Genomic DNA, 15,685 nt, shown 5'->3' with positions numbered 1-15,685 from the left:
CTGTCTCGTCCTCTCTGGTGGTTCAGTGCGCGGGCACGGTCACGACCGTGCCGGTGTGTCGGGCCGTCTCGGCGGCGAATACCGCGAGGTGACTGGCGAGCGACTCGTCCAGTCCGGACCGGATGTGGTGGCCGTCCCCGGTGGCGACGGCGCGGACGAAGGCGTCCATCACGCCGCTGTCGCCACCGCCGTGGTCGTCGGCGGCGGTGGCGCCGCCGACCGTGCCGGCGTCGATCTGCTCGATCCGGTCGGTGCGGAAGTCGTGCACCCGGACCCGCTCGCCGTCGCCGGTCAGGGTTCCGTGCGTGCCGAACAGCCGGGTCTGTCGGTGGGTCTGCTCGGTGAATGCGGTAACGGTGAAGGTGGCGGTCAGCCCGCCGGTGAGCTCCATCGCCACCACCTGCTGGTCGACGACGTCGTTGTCGCAGGAGTAGACGCAGCGCCCGTAGGGGCCGGTGCGCAGCGCGTCGAGCAGCGCCGGCTCGTCGGTGCCGTCGGTGACGACGCTGACCGGCCAGATCGGCCCGCGCTCGCGCAGCGTCGGCAGGTAGAGCTTCGGTGCCGAGTACGGGCAGTCCGGCTCGACCGGGCAGGTCAGGCAGCGGTCGGTGGCCCCGGCCGGACGCTGGTCGGGGCGGAAGTGCCGCAGGCCGCCGAAGCTGGACACCCGCTCGATCCGCCGGCCGGTGACGTAGCTCAGCCAGTCCAGGTCGTGGCTGGACTTGGCCAGCAGCATCGGGGTGGCCCGGTCCTCCCGCCGCCACGGCCCGCGCACGTACGAGTGGGCGAAGTGCCACCAGCCGACCGGCTCCAGGTGCTGCGCGCTGACGACCTCGCCGAGCACCCCGCTGTCCACCACCCGTTTCACCAGGTCGGTGTAGGGGGTGTAACGCAGCACGTGGCAGACCGCGAAGAGCACCCCGGTGGCGCGGACCGTGTCGACGATCCGCCGGCACTCCTCGGCGGTCGGGGCGAGGGGCTTCTCCACCAGGAGGTGGTGGCCGGCGGCGGCGAACGCGACCGCCGGCTCCACGTGCATCCGGTCCTGGGTGGCGACGATCACCGCGTCGGCGGCCACCCCGGCCGCGAGCAGGTCCCGCCAGTCGGTGAACCCGGCGGCGTCCGGGTGCGCGGCGGTGACCAGGGACCGCTGGTGGTCGCGCGGGTCGGCGACCGCGACCAGCCGGGCCCGCTCCGGGTGGGCGGCCACCCAGCGGGCGTAGGTCTGGCCCCGGTTGCCGGCGCCCACCAGCGCCACGGTCACCGGCCGGTCCTGCTGCGGCACGTCGCTCCTCCTCGCTCCGGGTCGGCTGGTCAGACAGTCAGGTTGCCGGCGTCGCGGACCTGGGGCCCGGCGGCGGGCAGCGTCCGGTCGACGTCCTCCTCGACGCAGCCGGTGTGGTGCAGGTAGGAACCCGCGCCGAAGCCGGCGTCGGTCAGCCGCAGCCGACCGCCGCTGAACTGGGTGCCGACCGCCGAGTACCGGTTCCGCCCGGACTCGACCACCACGTGCGCGGTGTCCGCGTCGGCGGCCACGCTCAGGTATCCGCCCAGCTCCCAGCGCACCGTACCGCTGGCCGCATCCCGGCTGAGCAGGGCCTTCGCCGCGTTGGTGCCACGAAGCACCGCCCCGCCGCCGACGGTGAGGCGCTGGTCGGCGGCGCCGGCCAGCCGGATCCCGGTGTCGGTCAGCGTGCCTCCGGAGATCCGCGTCTCGGCGGCCCTGACCACGATCGGGGCGGCCCCGGCCGCGCCGGTCAGGGTCACGTCGGTCAGGTGCAGCGCCCCGGTGCCGTCGAAGGTGTGCCCGTCCAGTCCGGTGATCGTGGTCCGCACCAGGTGAACGGGCACGGTGACGTTCGGCTGCACCACCGCGGTGGCCCGGGCGGCGAGCCGGAACGCGCAGCCCTCGATGATGTTGGGCCGCCCGGACCGGTTGGACGCCTGCGAGACGATCAGCGTGTCGTCGGCGGAACAGCCCCGCATCTGGATCCCGTCGGCGTTGACCCAGATCATCCCGGAACCGGCCAGCCCGTCTTTGCGGATCACCTGGACGTCCTCCAGGGTCAGGTCGGTGACCTTCACCCGGGCCACGAACCAGGAACAGACGTGCTTGCGGACGGTGATCCGCTTGGCCGCCGAGCCCCAGGCCGCGCCGGAGTTGGCGAAGGTCATCAGCCCGGAGTTGCCGGTGTAGACCAGGTCGTGCTCGTACTGCCCGTGGGTGACGAAGGGGCCCTGGTCGTCGCCGTCGCCGTGGCAGTTCGTGACGTAGCAGTACGCCGAGGCGGTCCAGTCGTTGAGGTGCCGGGCGTTGGAGGTGCGGCAGTCCTCGACGTGCCCGTAGAGGCAGTAGATCTGCTGGGTGAGGTAACCCGCGCCGCCCCAGGTGACCGAGGTGGGGTTGGTCAGGGTGCACCGGGCGGTGTGGAAGTACGTGCACCAGCGCCGCATGATCACCGGCCAGAAGCTGCCGGTGGCGTCGATGTCGGTGGCGTCGCAGTGCACCGCGTACTCGTAGGCCAGCGGGTGCGAACCGGTGTACTGGTCGGCGCCGTTGCCGGTGAAGACCAGGTTGCGCACGTGCACCCGGCTGACCGGCTCGACCCGGGTCCAGGTCAGGGTACGGCCGGCGGCCAGCTCCCAGCCGTCCTTGTAGTTGACCCGGATGTGCGTGCCGTCGACGATCTGGGTGACCTGCACCAGCTTCTGCAACTCCCGCTCCCAGCGGCCGGCGAGCTGGTTGACCTCGACGGCGTACCACTGGCCGACGGCGAAGGCCGACGAGTCACCGACCTGGAAGGAGTCCCAGCCCTCCTTCACCACCTCGGTGAGCTTGTGGGTGTGCACCTGGTCGGTGACGGTGCCCCGGAAGAAGAGCACCGCGGCGAACGGGTCGTCCTGTCCGGCGTTCTCGATGCCCTTGGTGCTCATGGTGTGCCCGCCGAAGTCGAGCACCAGGTCACTGCGGGTGAACCGGTGCCGCTTGACGAAGTGCAGGTCGGAGTGGGCCTCGATGCGGTGCACGGTCGGGTCGTTCACCATCGCGTCGAGGGCCGCGTCGGCAGGGGTCTTCGCGTCGAAGATGCCGAAGTGCCGGAACTCGACGACCCCGTCGTGCACCTGGAGCCACCGGCCGCTGCCCGGTCGGTCCCCGTACGGGCTGAGCACGGTGCCACCGTTTCCGGGCGTGCTGCTCGTGGCGACCCAGCGCACCAGGCGGGCCCCGCCGTCCCCGGCGGCGTGGTGGCCGTCGATGTGCACCAGATGGCCGTCGTCGATCTGCTTCGGGTCGAGGCCGAGCAGCGCGGCGACGGTGGGGACGTGGAACACCGCGTCGCGGCCCGGGCTCAGCGGGTCGACCCCCGACTCGGCGGGAGCGGCGGAGGCCGAGGCGGTGGGGGAGAAGGCCAGCGCGGTGCCGGCGAGGGCGAGCCCGCCGAGGCCGGAGGCGCGCAGCAGCGTCCGGCGGCTGGTCGGTTCGGAGGTGTGATCCATGGGGGTGTCTCCTCCTGGGAGGCCGGACGGTCAGAGGGTGAGGTTGCCGCCGGTGGCGACGTGGGCGGAGTCGGCGGACAGCTCCCGGCCGACTCCCTCCTCGACGCACCCGGTGTGCAGCAGCGTCGACGGCGCGGCGAAGCCCGCCGGGGGGAGGACGAGGCGTCCGCCGGTGAAGCGGGCGCCGAACGCCCGGTACCGGTTGACGCCGGTGTCGAGGCGGACGTGCGCTGTCTCCGCGTCGGCCGCCGTGCTGTGGTAGTCGCCCAACTCGACGCGGACCTGACCGGGGCCGGCGGCCCGGCCGAGCAGCGTGCCACGGGCGTTGGTGCCGGTGACCACGGCACCGCCGTCGAGAACCAGGCGCTGGTCGCGCACGGCGGTCAACTCGATGCCGGTGTCGGTCAGCGTGCCACCGGACACCACCACCTCCGCCGCGCCGACCGTCAGCGGGGCGGCGGTCGGGCTGCCGATCAACGTGCAGTCGGTGAGGTGCACCGGCCCGGAGCCGCGCAGGATCGCTCCGTCGAGCCCTCGGAAGGTGGTCCGGACGAAGTGCACCGGGTTGCTCACCGGGGTCTGCACGACGACCGTGCCGGCGGGCTGGTCGAAGTCGCAGTCGGCGACGATGTTGGGTCGGCGGGAGCGGGCGGACCGTTGGGCGATGCTCAGCGTCCGGGCCGAGCAGCCGCGCATCTGGAGGCCGTCGGCGTTGACCTGGAGGGTGCCGGCCGGGTCGAAGGTCGACCGGGCGATCACCCGGACGTCCTCGAGAGTCAGGTCGGTGATCTTGGTGCCGGCGACGAACCAGGAGCACACGTGCCGGCGGACGGTGATCCGCTTGGCGCTGACGCCCCACTGGCCGCCGCTGTTGGCGATGTCCATCAGGCCGGAACAGCCGGTGAAGACCAGGTCGTGCTCGTACTGGCCGTGGGTGGTGAACGGGTTGCCGCCGGCGTCGTCCCCGTCGCCGTGGCAGTTCTCCACCACGCAGTACGCCGAGGCGGTGAGGTCGTTGAGGTGCCGGGCGTTGGAGCTGCGGCAGTCCACGACGTGCCCGTAGAGGCAGTAGATCTGCTGGGTGAGGTAGCCGGCGCCGCCGTACATCACGGTCGGCGGGTTCTTCAGGGTGCAGTTCGCGGTGGTGAAGTGGCTGCACCAGCGCCGCATGATCACCGGCCACCAGGTGCCGGTGGCGTCGATGCCGGAGACGTCGCAGCGCACCGCGTACTCGTAGGCGATCGGGTGGGAGCCGCTGTACTCGCGGTCGTCCGGTCCGGTGCCCGGGTACTCACCGGTGAACGCGACGTGGCCGAGGAAGACCATGTTGCGGACGTGGGCCCGCCGCACCGGCTCGACCCGCCGCCAGGTGATCGTCCGTCCCGGGGCCAGTTCCCAGCCGTTAAGGTAGTCCACCCGGATGTGTCGGCCGTCGACGATCTGGGTGACCCGCACCATCTTCTGTAGCTCCCGCTCGTCGCGGCCGGTGAGCGCGTTGCTGGTGGCGGTCCACCACTGGCCGACGGCGAACCGGCCGGAGTCGGGCACCTCGAAGACGTCAGAGAGTTCCGGCACCGTCTCGGTGAGGGTGTGGGTGACCACCGTGTCGGTGACCGTGCCCCGGAAGTAGAGCACCGCGCCGAACGGGTTGTCGTGGGTGTTGCGCTCGATCCCGTCGGTGTGCACGGTGTGCCCGCCGAAGTCCAGCTCGATGTCGCTGCGGCCGAAGGTGTGCCGCTTGACGAAGCGCAGGTCGGTGTGGGCCTCGATCCGGTGGATCGTCGGGTCGGCGACCATCGCGTCCAGTGCGGCGTCGGCCGGGGTGTCCCGGCCGAAGACGCCGAACATCCGGAAGTCGCCGACCCCGTCGTGCAGGGCCAGCCAGCGGCCGGTCGGCCGACCGTACGGGTCGTGCACGGTACCGCCGTTGCCGGCGACGGTGCTGGTCGGTGACCAGCGCAACAGGGCGCCGCCCCCGTCGCCGGGGGTGTGGTGGCCGGTGACCCGGACCAGGGTGCGGGCGGTCAGGTCGTCGGGGTCGAGCCGGCGCAGTGCGGCGACGGTGTCGACCTGGAGCAGGGGTTCGCGGGAAAGGGTGGATGAACCGGGTTGACCCATGGAGAGCCTCGACCTTCGCGGTCCAGCGGACGGCGGTGTCGCCGTCCGGCGGTGCGGGGCGCCCGTCCGGCACGGGGGAGCGCCGGAGGGCGGAGGGGGAAGGTCGGGCAAACGCGCGAGGCGCGCAGGCGGCGGAGCTGCTGACCGTACGGCCCGGCGCCGGGGCTGCGGCGCGGCGGGCGTCAGCATGTTCGCCCGAGAGTGGTCGTGACCTGGGTCCCGACCCGTCACGACCCGCAGGTCGTGACGTTGGCGGTGACGTTAAACAGCTGGTGAACCAGGTGTCAAGAGGTGAGTTGCGGGCCGGCGTAGCCCAGGCGGGCGGAGATCTCCTCGGCGGCCTGCCGGACCTGCCGCCCCAGTTCCTGGTAGCGCCAGCTGGGCAGACCGAGCTTGAGGCCGGTCACGCTGATCGCCCCGGAGCAGGCCCCGGTGTGGTCGCGCAGCGCGCTGCCGATGCAGAACACGCCCTCGGCGTCCTCCTCGTCGTCGAGCGCGTAGCCGGCCTGCCGGACGTCGTCGAGGTGGGCCAGGAGGGAGTCCAGGTCGACGATGGTGTGGTCGGTCCGCCGGGGCAGGCCGACCCGGTCGATCAGCTCGCGGACCTGCGGCGCGGACATCTCGGCCAGCAGCGCCTTGCCGAGTCCGGTGCAGTGCGGCAGTTCCCGGGTGCCCATCCGCAGCTCGATCTGGATCCGCTCGCCGTTGCTGACCTGGTCGATGACGACCGCGTGTTCCCCCTCGGGCACGGCCAGCCGGGAGCTGAGTCCGGTCTGCCGGGTCAGGGCGGCGAGCACCGGGCGGGCGATGTCGCGGAGCGAGAGCTGCTCCTGCGCGCGGACCCCGAGCCGGGCCAGAGCCATGCCGAGCCGGTAGCGCCGGTTCATCCCCTCGCCGTCGTCCGCGGCCAGCCCGTGTTGGCAGAGGGTGTGCAGGGTGGCGAAGGCGGCGCTCTTGGACAGTCCGCAGGCCCGGGCCACGTCGGTGACGCTCAACCCGTGCCCGGGCGTGGCGGCGGCGAGCGCCTCCAGCACCTCGGCCGCCCGGCTGACACTGCGCACCAGGTAGCGGGAGCCGTCCGTTTCTTCGGTGACGGTCATGGTCCTCTCTTCGGTCAGCGGATCGGAGGGTGTTCGGCCAGTACGGCAGCCAGTGTTCGTCAAGGCCGAACAGCGTAACAAAGTCGTTCGGGAATCTTGCCCCACTCAGTTGACCATGCGGAATCGCCGTGCCTAGTATGCCGAACAGCGTTTGGTAATGCCGAACGGTGTTCTGAAAACTCGACTAGTTCCTCTCGCGGCGGACAACACCGCGGTGTCGTGACCGGGCTGGGCCACGACACCGCACCGATGAGGAGACAGGTGTGAATCCACGATCGGCCCCGTCCGGCACCTCGCTCGCCGAGCGGGCCCGCCGGGTCATTCCTGGGGGCGTCAACAGCGGTCAGCGCAGCATCCCCGGCCTCACCGACCTGGTGATCACCCGGGCCGCTGGCGCGCGTTTCTGGGACGCCGACGGGCGCGCCTACACCGACTACCACGCGGCCTTCGGCCCACCCCTGCTCGGACACAACGACCCCGACGTCAACGCGGCGGTGGCGGAGGCCGGACAGCGGCTCGACCTGTGCGGCGTAGCCGTCACCGAGGGCGAGGTGCGACTCGCCGAGGCCCTGGCCGACCTGGTCCCCAGCATCGAACGGGTCCTGCTGACCAGCACCGGCAGCGAGGCCACCTTCCACGCGCTGCGGGTGGCCCGGGCCGCCACCGGCCGTCGCTTGGTGGTCAAGTTCCAGGGCTGCTACCACGGCTGGCACGACTCGGTCAGCCTCAACGTCATCTCGGCGCCGGACCGGGTGGGCAGGCCCGACCCGATCTCCACGGGCATCCTGCCCGAGGTGCTCGACGCCACCCTGGTGCTGCGGTTCAACGACGTGGCCGAGGTCCGGGCGGCCTTCGCCGCGCACGGCGCGGACATCGCCGCCGTGATCGTCGAACCGGTGCCGCACAACGTCGGCTGTCTCCTGCCCGACCAGGAGTTCCTCGTCGCGCTCCGCGAGGAGTGCACCCGCGCCGGCAGCGTGCTGGTCTTCGACGAGGTGATCACCGGCTTCCGGCACGACCTGGGCGGCTGGCAGAAGATCAGCGGCGTCACGCCGGACCTGACCACCCTCGGCAAGGCCATCGCCAACGGCTACCCGGTCGGCGCGCTCGGCGGTCGGGCCGACCTGATGGACCTGTTCAGCACCCGCCCCGGCGCCCCCGCCTTCTTCGCCGGCACCTACAACGGTCACCCCGCCGTGGTGGCCGCCGCGCTGGCCACCCTCGACAAGCTGCGCGCCGAGCCGGTCCACGCGCACGTCTTCCGGCTCGGCGAGCGGATCCGCGCCGGGCTGACCGAGGTCTTCGCCGACCTCGACGTCCCGGCGGTGGTCACCGGGCACGGCTCGGTCTTCGTCAGCTACTTCATGCCCGGCCCGGTTCCGCGTACCTACGACGACCTGCTGCGCAACGATGCGGGCATGTTCATCGGCTACCGGCGGCGGATGCCCGAGCACGGCATCTTCGAGTTGCCGCTCAACCTGAAGCGCAACCACGTCTCCTACGCCCACACCGACGCCGACGTCGACCACCTGGTCGAGGCCACCCGGGCGGCGGTCCGCGACACCGTCGCGGCGGGCGGGGTGACGGAACTGGCGGGCACGGCCACCATGGGTGGCGCACTGGCGGGCACGGCTGCCACGGGTGGCGCGGTCCCGGCGCGGGGGGTGTCCTGATGCTCACCGTCGACACCACGCGGCCGGTCGGTCCGGCCGGCCGGATCAGCCGGGTGGAGACCCTCACCCTCGGCACCGCCTGGCGGGACTTCTCCTACGTGCGGGTGCACACCGACGCCGGGCTGACCGGGGTCGGCGAGATCACCCACCCGTACCGGGGCCGGGAGACCTGCCAGCTGGCCGAGGCGATGGCCGGCCGGCACCTGATCGGCGCCGACCCGTTCGACGTCGAGGAGATCTGGCTCCGGCTCTACCAGGGCGACTTCCTGCGCGGCGGGGACGTCGGCGGAATCGTCGTGTCCGGCGTCGACCAGGCCCTGTACGACCTGATGGGCAAGGCGCTCGGGGTGCCGGCGTACCGGCTCACCGGCGGCGCGTGCCGCAGCCGGGTCCGGGTCTACGCCAACGGCTGGTACACCGGCGACCGGGAACCGGCGGCGTTCGCCGAACGGGCCGTCGCCACCGTCGCCAAGGGGTACACCGCGCTCAAGTTCGACCCGTTCGGCGCCGGCCTGGGCGAGCTGTCCCGTACCGAACTGCGCCGGTCGATCGACATCGTGGCCGCCGTCCGGGACGCGGTCGGCCCCGACGTCGACCTCTTCGTCGAGGGGCACGCCCGGTTCGCCATGCCCACCGCCGCCCGGCTGGTGCGTGAGCTGGCCCCGTTCGACCTCGGGTGGTTCGAGGAGCCGCTGCCCTGGACGCACATCGAGCGCTATGCCGAGCTGCGCGCCCGCGCCACCATGCCGATCTCCGGCGGCGAGCACTTCCACAACCGCTACGAGTACGCCCGGCTGTTCGCCACGAACGCGGTCGACATCATCCAGCCGGACCTGTCGATGGCGGGCGGGTTCACCGAGGTCCGCAAGCTCGCCGCCATCGCCGACCAGCACGCCATGCTGGTCGCCCCGCACAACTCCAACTCGCCGCTGTGCACCACCGCGTCGGTGCAGGCCGTGCTCGGCATGCCGAACTTCACCATCCTGGAAACCTTCGACGGGCTGCTGGAGGACTACGTCTTCGAGGCCGTCCGGGGCGCGCTGCCGGTGGTGGACGGCCACGTCGACCTGCCCACCGCGCCCGGTCTCGGCATCGAACTCGTCGACGAGGTCTTCACCGAGCACCCGCCGAGTCACGGGTTCTGGAACATGTTCGCCGAGGGCTGGGAGAAACGGGACCGGCGATGATCGTCGACGTGCACTCGCACCTGTTCGACTGCCCGGAGCACGTCGACGACCCGTTCGCCGCCGAGGCGTCCCGGGCACACGGCGGCGAGGTCGACCTGACGGTGCGGTGGTCGGAGTACGCGGCCACCGCACCCGCCGGCACCCGCACCATCGTGGTCGGCGGCAAGGCCCGCCGGTCCGGCCTCTGGGTCGACGACGCGGCGGTGGCGGCGTACGTGGCCGCCCAGCCGGAGCGGCTGATCGGCTACCTCGCCCTGGACCCCACCCAGCCCGGTTGGCGCGACGAACTGGAGCACGGGCACCGTGACCTCGGCCTGCGCGGCATCAAGCTGATGCCGATGTACGCCGGCTTCGACCCGGCCGACCCGGCCTACGACGACCTGTACGCCTACGCGGCACGACACGGCCTGCCGCTGCTGGTGCACACCGGCACCACCTTCGTCTCCACCGCGCCGTTGCGCTACGCGCTGCCGGTGCACCTGGACGAGGTGGCCATCCGCCACCCCCAACTGCGGATGGTCCTGGCCCACCTCGGCCACCCGTACGAGGGGGAGTGCATCGCGGTGATCCGCAAGCACCAGTACGTCTACGCCGACGTCTCCGCCCTGCACTACCGGCCGTTCCAGCTCTGGCACAGTCTCCGTCTGGTGCAGGACTACGGGGTCTGGCCCAAGCTGCTGTTCGGCAGCGACTACCCGTTCACCACCGTCGACGCCTCGGTCGACGGACTGCGCCGGGTGGGCCGGGTGCCCGGCATCCCGGGTCTGGACCCGCTGGACGTCGACCAGATCGAGCAGCTTATCCACCGTCCGTCGCTCGACCTGCTGGGGCTCGCATGACCGCCGTACCGCCCTCGTTCGACCTCAGCGGCCGCCTCGCCGTCGTCACCGGTGCGGCCCGGGGTCTCGGCGCCGCGTTCGCCGTCGGCCTGGCGGCGGCCGGCGCCGACCTGATCCTGGTTGACCGGCCCGGGGTGGACCTCGGGCCGATCGCCGAGCAGGTCACCGGGCTCGGTCGGGTCGCCCACCGGCATCCGTTCGACCTGGCCGACACCGAGGCCATCAGCGCCTGGGTGGACGGCCTACGGGCCGCCCACGGTCCGCTGCACATCCTGGTCAACAACGCCGGGGTGGCCCGCCTGGAGCACTTCAACGAGATCACCGTGGCCGGCTGGCGAGAGCTGATGCGGGTCAACGTGGACGCGGTCTTCTTCTGCGCCCAGCGGGTCGCCGAGCACATGATCGCCGACGGCGTGCCCGGCCGGATCGTCAACGTCTCCTCCAAGAACGGCCTGGTCGCCGAGGCCGGGTTGGCCCACTACAACGCCTCCAAGGGGGCGGTGGAACTGCTCACCCGGTCCCTGGCGGCCGAGTTGGGCCCGCACGGGATCACCGCGAACACCATCGCCCCCGGCATGATCGCCACGCCGATCGACGGGGAGTTCCCGTTGAACCGGGCGGCGTTCGACGCGGCCTGGGAACAGCGCATCCCGCTGCGTGGCGGGTACGGGACCCCCGCCGACTGTGTGGGCGCGCTGCTCCTGCTCGCCTCGGACGCCGGCCGGTACGTCACCGGTACCCACCTGGTGGTGGATGGCGGTGTGCTGGCCGACCAGATGCCCCGCCTGCGCTTCATGCCGCCGTACCGCACCACGCTGTCCGGAGACGGAGCCCCGGCGGACACCGACCGGGGGTGACGTGGCCGCCTCCCTGGGCCCGGCCCGCACCGGAAACCTCCGGCCGGTCGGGTGACCGGCAGGCCGCGCGGATCGCCGGTCACGCCGGTGGGCGCACCCACACCTGTAACGGCCCGACCGGCCGGAACCCGACGTCGAGCGCGGGTGGCAGGTCGTCGGTGGTCTCCCAGCCGACCAGCGGCTCGGTGCCGAAGGCGGCGCACACCCCGCGCCACACCGCTGCCGGGTCGGCGCCGAACACGTTCGACACGCCGAGCGTCCCGCCGCCCCGGCTGACCACCGCACCGCCGGTCACGCGGCCGGCCGGATCGTACGCGGCGAGCACCGTCACCGCCGGGTCGGCCAGCAGCGCCGGGTGGCGCAGCGCCGTCCCGCCGTGCGCGTCGGCCCAGTCCGTGAGGGCCGCCGCAGTGGCCACCGGGATGAGTCGGGGTCCGTCCGGCACGCCGCCGGGCGGCCGGTGGATCCACCGGCCCTCGACGAGCACCCGGAACCCGTACGGCGTCAGGTCGAGGGCGGCGAAGCTGTCCTTGACCGACGCGCCCACCCCGGCGTCGATCCGGTCCAGCAGCGTGGCGGCCCGCGCCTGCGGCCGGAGGGTCACCGCGTCCGGATACCACGGCGGGGACCGGCGCGGCACCGACCAGGCGTCGGCGTCCCGCACCCCGACCGTGCCGTGGGCACGGCAGACCGTGTCGCACCACGCCGCGTTGTTCCGCGCCGCGATGACCGCCTCGGCATGCGTCACCGGGCACCTCCCGTCGTCTCCCCCGGCAATCTCAGGCACGCCGACGCAGACTGCAAGGGAATTACGACCCCGTGCACGGTTGGTGGGACGAGGGAGCAGCGTCGTCTCACCGGACGAGGGGTGCGGCGGGTAGGGTCCCGAGCTCCCCGGTTGCGATCAGGCCCTTTCTGTAATTCTCTCCGGCACCTCGGCGGCCGGAGGTGCAGCGGGCTGGGCGGGCTCGATACTTGCCTGCTTGACCCATCGTGCCGGCAGGTAGAGCGGTGCGGCCAAGGCGAGAATGATCGCGCCGACGACGATCGCGACGGTCAGGCTCGACAAGTCGGCGAGGGTGGCGAGGGCGACCGATCCGAGAGCGAACGCGGCCTGGGACGCCATCGAGTTCAGGGAGGCTGCCGTGGTCCGCGAAGAACTGTCCACCTGGCGGTGCAGCAGACCCTGGTGGATCGGGTTCGACGCGCCCTGGACGGTGTACGCGGCGACATACGCAACGGCGACTCCGATCGGCCCGGCGACGAAGGCCATGACCACTACGGCGGTGCCTTGCAGGATCCGCAGGAGGGCAGCGCTCATCGCGGGCGACGACCACCGGCCGAGAACTGGGATGAGTGCCGCGCCGGCAGCCGAGGCGAGCCAGGCTGCGGAACTCGCCGGTCCCATGATCGCCGCTGTGTGGTCGGTACTGCTGGAGAGTTCGGTCATGCGCAGCGGCATGAGCGTGTCGATGCTTGCCATGCCGAAACTCCACACCACCTCGACCAGTACAAGGCAGAGAAATACCCGGGAGCTGCGCACGAGCCGCAGCGAGTCCCGCGTCACGATGGAGGCGCCTCTCATCGAGCCGCGCAAGGACCAGGCACCGGTTCGGGGGGCTGTTTCGTGGATGACAAACAGCCCTGCGAAGGTGAGGAGCTGAAGCGCGGCAGCGATGACTACCGGCACGGCGAGCGAGTCGAGTCCTGGCACCGGGTCCAGGGCGACGAGACCGCTGCTGGCGAGGGCGCCGAGGGCGATAGCGACACCGAGGACAGACCCTGCGCGGTTCAGGCCGGTCTCGTACTCGGCCTCGCGGTCGGCGGCGAGCATGGCGTCGATGTACCAGGAGTCGAGTGGACCGCTGTCCAGCGCGCGGTAGATGCCCTGAAGGAGCGCGAACACGGCAAAGAGTGCCAGTGAATCGGCGAAGACGAGCAGGGCCAGTGAGGCGAGATTGATTACCCCGGCGGCTATCAGCACGGTACGGCGCCCGATCGAGTCCGCCAAGGCGGCGGTGGGGACTTCGAGCAGGAGGACGACGAAGCCCTGAACAGCGATGACCGCGCCCACTTGGGAGGCAGACAGGCCTCGCTCGATCATGAGCAGCACCATGATCGGCGCCAGGAGGCCGACGGGGAACCACCGCAGCGCCTGGAGCATCAGGTAGCGACGGAGCGCCTGAGGTGCCGGCAGGACGCTCATGTCACGCCTTCTCTCCCACGGTGGTGTAATGAGATACCAGACGGTATTCAGATGCCGGACGGAATGTCAAACAACTTGGGGGTTGTCGATGGAGCGGCTTACACGAGCAGAACAGCAGCAGCGCACGCGTCGACGCCTGCTGGACGCGGCGGAGTCGCTGATCGCCGACCGCGGGATTCACGCCACGTCACTGGAGGACATCGCCACTGCCGCGCAGTTGACGAAGGGAGCGATCTACGCCAACTTCGCGGGCAAGAAGGCACTGATGGAGGCATTGCTGGAACGCCGCCTGTCCGAGGATCACGTCGCCAATGCGGGCCACGACGGCGCCGGCACCGAAGACACAACGTCACTCGCACGCTGGCTGCGTTACCTAGGGCTCAGCTTCGAGGCCAACACCACCACCCCGGAGGTGCGGCGGTTCGTGCTGACTTTCACCGAGTTCTGGCTGCACAGCATGAGGCAGCCGGAAAGCCGCGAGATCATGGCGCGCTGGATGCGCTCGGTCCGCACAGCCAACGCCGCCCAGATCGAGAAGCTCACCGACGGTGATCCGCCACTGCCAGCCGAGGACCTTGCGGCGATGATGCTCGCGCTGGACATCGGCGTCCTCTTCCAGAACTTCATCGATCCGGAGGGGGTGTCAGCCGACGTCTACACCCAGGCCCTCGACCTACTCATCGCGAGCCGGCCGCAGGAATGACGAGGCCCCTGTCCGGTCACCGGGTGGCTCTGGGCAGAGGTGCCACCCTGGCCGTCCCTCGACAGGTCACCACGGTCATCCGGCGACCACTCCGGCCAGGAGCAGGCCCACCGACGCCGCGACCAGCCCGACGACCACGTTGAGCAGCACGTTGGTCAGCGCGGCGCGGCGCGCCCCGGCACGGGCCAGCCGGAACGTGTCGTACCCGAGAGTCGACCAGGTGGTCAGCGCGCCGCAGAACCCGGTGCCCACCGCGGCGGTGACCGCCGGACCGGCCGGCACCGCGACCACCAGACCGAGCAGCAGCGACCCGGCCACGTTCACGGCGAGAATCCCCCAGGTGGAGACCACGCCGAACCGGGCCCGCGCCGCCCAGTCGACCAGGTAGCGCAGCGGCGCGCCGACGGCCGCGCCGATTGCGACCAGCAGGACGGTCACCGCGCCGCCCCGCCCGGCCGCGTCCGGTCCAGCAGCCACCCGGCCGCCGCGTCACCGGCCCAGACCGCGCCCAGCGCGGCGAGCACCGTCGCGCCCAGGTACGCCAGCGCCGTCTCCGGCGCGCCGGCCCGTACCGCCTGCTGGACGTCGAGCACGTAGGTGGAAAAGGTGGTGAACCCGCCCAGCACCCCGACCCCGAGGAACGGACGCAGCAACGGCCGGGCCGTCCAGACCCGCTCGAGCAGCACCATCAGCGCCCCGATCAGCAGGCAACCGACGACGTTCACCGCGAACGTCGGCCAGGGAAAGTCGGTGGCACGGTACGGCACCGCAGCCAGCAGCCCGGCCCGGGCCAGCGCGCCGACGACGCCACCTGCGGCGACCACCACGAGCACGACCGCCCCGCCGGCGGGCCGGCGCGGACCGGGGTCGGTCCGGGAACTGTCGGACACCGCTCCTCCACCGGTACGGACACCAGGTCGCCGCACGGCGCGACCGAACGGAGCCGGTGGGCGGCCCCGGACGCCAGCCTATCGGCACCCACCGGCCTGCCCCACCGGCCGGCACCCCCGACGCCGGTTTCAGCCCGAATTAGCTGGGGCAATGCCGGCCGCGACACATCGTCCACCCGAAGGGGGAGACATGATGGGGGAGCGCACGACGCCAACCACGCACCGCCCGGGTGCGACCCGCATCGAGGGGCCACCCCTACGCAAGCCCCGCTGGCCGAAGGCGTACGGCTTCGCGCTGGTCACGGGCGCGCTGTTCGTCTTCGCCTGGATCGGCCAGTTTCTGTTCCAGATGACCGTCGTGAGCAACGAGGCCCACCAGCACGGGCAGTCGTTCGCCTGGGGTGACTTCCTGCCCCAGTTCCTCGCGAGCACCTTCGAGAACTGGCAGTCGGAGTTTCTCCAGCTGGTCTGGCAGGCGGCGGGGCTGGCCCTGTTCTACTACTGGGGTTCCTCGCAGTCCCGGGAGTCCGACGAGCGCATCGAGGCCAAGCTCGACGCGCTGCTGCGTGAGCGTGGCCTCGACCCCGAGCGCCCCTGATCCGCGTCGGCCGGTC

The 15,685-nt window shown here is 71.8% G+C and carries 14 protein-coding genes; 6 read left to right on the top strand and 8 right to left on the bottom strand.

Translation table 11 applies throughout. The features are described from left to right. Positions 1-22: 22 nt before the first annotated feature. The 4 genes from GA0074692_RS09280 to GA0074692_RS09265 form a co-directional block, all read right to left on the bottom strand. A complete protein-coding gene (locus GA0074692_RS09280) occupies positions 23-1,285 on the bottom strand; it encodes a Gfo/Idh/MocA family protein (protein WP_245730245.1) in 1,263 nt (420 codons plus the stop codon). Positions 1,286-1,314: 29 nt separating this feature from the next. Continuing rightward, entirely contained in the window at positions 1,315-3,498 is a 2,184-nt protein-coding gene (locus GA0074692_RS34620) for a peptidase C14 (RefSeq protein ID WP_091641815.1), read from the bottom strand. A gap of 30 nt (positions 3,499-3,528) precedes the next feature. Continuing rightward, entirely contained in the window at positions 3,529-5,616 is a 2,088-nt protein-coding gene (locus tag GA0074692_RS09270) for a hypothetical protein (protein ID WP_218106603.1), read from the bottom strand. Between the two features lie 284 nt (positions 5,617-5,900). Then, positions 5,901-6,716 carry an IclR family transcriptional regulator gene (locus tag GA0074692_RS09265; RefSeq protein WP_088984272.1) on the bottom strand — a complete coding sequence of 272 codons (816 nt, stop codon included), beginning with the start codon at positions 6,714-6,716 and terminating at the stop codon, positions 5,901-5,903. Between the two features lie 263 nt (positions 6,717-6,979). On the opposite strand from GA0074692_RS09265, the gene GA0074692_RS09260 reads away from it, so the two are divergent. Genes GA0074692_RS09260 through GA0074692_RS09245 form a run of 4 tightly spaced genes read left to right on the top strand, consistent with a single transcriptional unit; the run spans position 6,980 to position 11,272 of the window. Next, complete coding sequence (locus GA0074692_RS09260) at positions 6,980-8,389, top strand: aspartate aminotransferase family protein (protein ID WP_091641809.1); 1,410 nt, start codon at positions 6,980-6,982, stop codon at positions 8,387-8,389. Next, complete coding sequence (locus GA0074692_RS09255) at positions 8,389-9,576, top strand: mandelate racemase/muconate lactonizing enzyme family protein (protein ID WP_091641807.1); 1,188 nt, start codon at positions 8,389-8,391, stop codon at positions 9,574-9,576. The genes GA0074692_RS09260 and GA0074692_RS09255 overlap by 1 nt, the downstream gene beginning before the upstream one ends. Next, a complete protein-coding gene (locus tag GA0074692_RS09250; RefSeq protein ID WP_091641803.1) occupies positions 9,573-10,415 on the top strand; it encodes an amidohydrolase family protein in 843 nt (280 codons plus the stop codon). The genes GA0074692_RS09255 and GA0074692_RS09250 overlap by 4 nt, the downstream gene beginning before the upstream one ends. Next, positions 10,412-11,272 carry an SDR family NAD(P)-dependent oxidoreductase gene (locus tag GA0074692_RS09245; protein WP_091641799.1) on the top strand — a complete coding sequence of 287 codons (861 nt, stop codon included), beginning with the start codon at positions 10,412-10,414 and terminating at the stop codon, positions 11,270-11,272. Before GA0074692_RS09250 ends, GA0074692_RS09245 begins: the two co-directional genes overlap by 4 nt. Before the next feature lie 79 nt (positions 11,273-11,351). On the opposite strand, the gene GA0074692_RS09240 is transcribed toward GA0074692_RS09245, so the two are convergent. After that, positions 11,352-12,020 carry a hypothetical protein gene (locus GA0074692_RS09240; RefSeq protein WP_091641794.1) on the bottom strand — a complete coding sequence of 223 codons (669 nt, stop codon included), beginning with the start codon at positions 12,018-12,020 and terminating at the stop codon, positions 11,352-11,354. Positions 12,021-12,176: 156 nt separating this feature from the next. After that, positions 12,177-13,478 (bottom strand): MFS transporter, encoded by a 1,302-nt coding sequence (locus GA0074692_RS09235; protein ID WP_091641791.1) that lies wholly within the window; start codon positions 13,476-13,478, stop codon positions 12,177-12,179. Between the two features lie 88 nt (positions 13,479-13,566). Between GA0074692_RS09235 and GA0074692_RS09230 the strand changes: the two genes are divergently transcribed. Further along, positions 13,567-14,181: a TetR/AcrR family transcriptional regulator gene (locus tag GA0074692_RS09230; protein ID WP_091641788.1), complete on the top strand. Its 615-nt coding sequence runs from the start codon at positions 13,567-13,569 to the stop codon at positions 14,179-14,181. A gap of 75 nt (positions 14,182-14,256) precedes the next feature. Here the strand turns inward: GA0074692_RS09230 and GA0074692_RS09225 are convergent, their stop codons facing one another. Together GA0074692_RS09225 and GA0074692_RS09220 are read right to left on the bottom strand one after the other, a co-directional pair. Continuing rightward, positions 14,257-14,619: a fluoride efflux transporter FluC gene (locus GA0074692_RS09225; RefSeq protein WP_091653074.1), complete on the bottom strand. Its 363-nt coding sequence runs from the start codon at positions 14,617-14,619 to the stop codon at positions 14,257-14,259. Next, complete coding sequence (locus GA0074692_RS09220; RefSeq protein ID WP_091641783.1) at positions 14,616-15,071, bottom strand: fluoride efflux transporter FluC; 456 nt, start codon at positions 15,069-15,071, stop codon at positions 14,616-14,618. Before GA0074692_RS09220 ends, GA0074692_RS09225 begins: the two co-directional genes overlap by 4 nt. A 193-nt stretch (positions 15,072-15,264) precedes the next feature. Here GA0074692_RS09220 and GA0074692_RS09215 point away from each other — a divergent pair, with 193 nt between their 5' ends. Then, the gene (locus GA0074692_RS09215; protein ID WP_218106602.1) at positions 15,265-15,669 is read left to right on the top strand and encodes a DUF6766 family protein; all 405 of its coding nucleotides are present in this window, start codon (positions 15,265-15,267) and stop codon (positions 15,667-15,669) included. Positions 15,670-15,685 lie beyond the last annotated feature (16 nt).

Origin of the sequence: Micromonospora pallida, from assembly GCF_900090325.1 — a bacterium.
GTDB classification, from domain to species: domain Bacteria; phylum Actinomycetota; class Actinomycetes; order Mycobacteriales; family Micromonosporaceae; genus Micromonospora; species Micromonospora pallida.
This window is presented reverse-complemented; position numbering and strand designations above follow the sequence as displayed.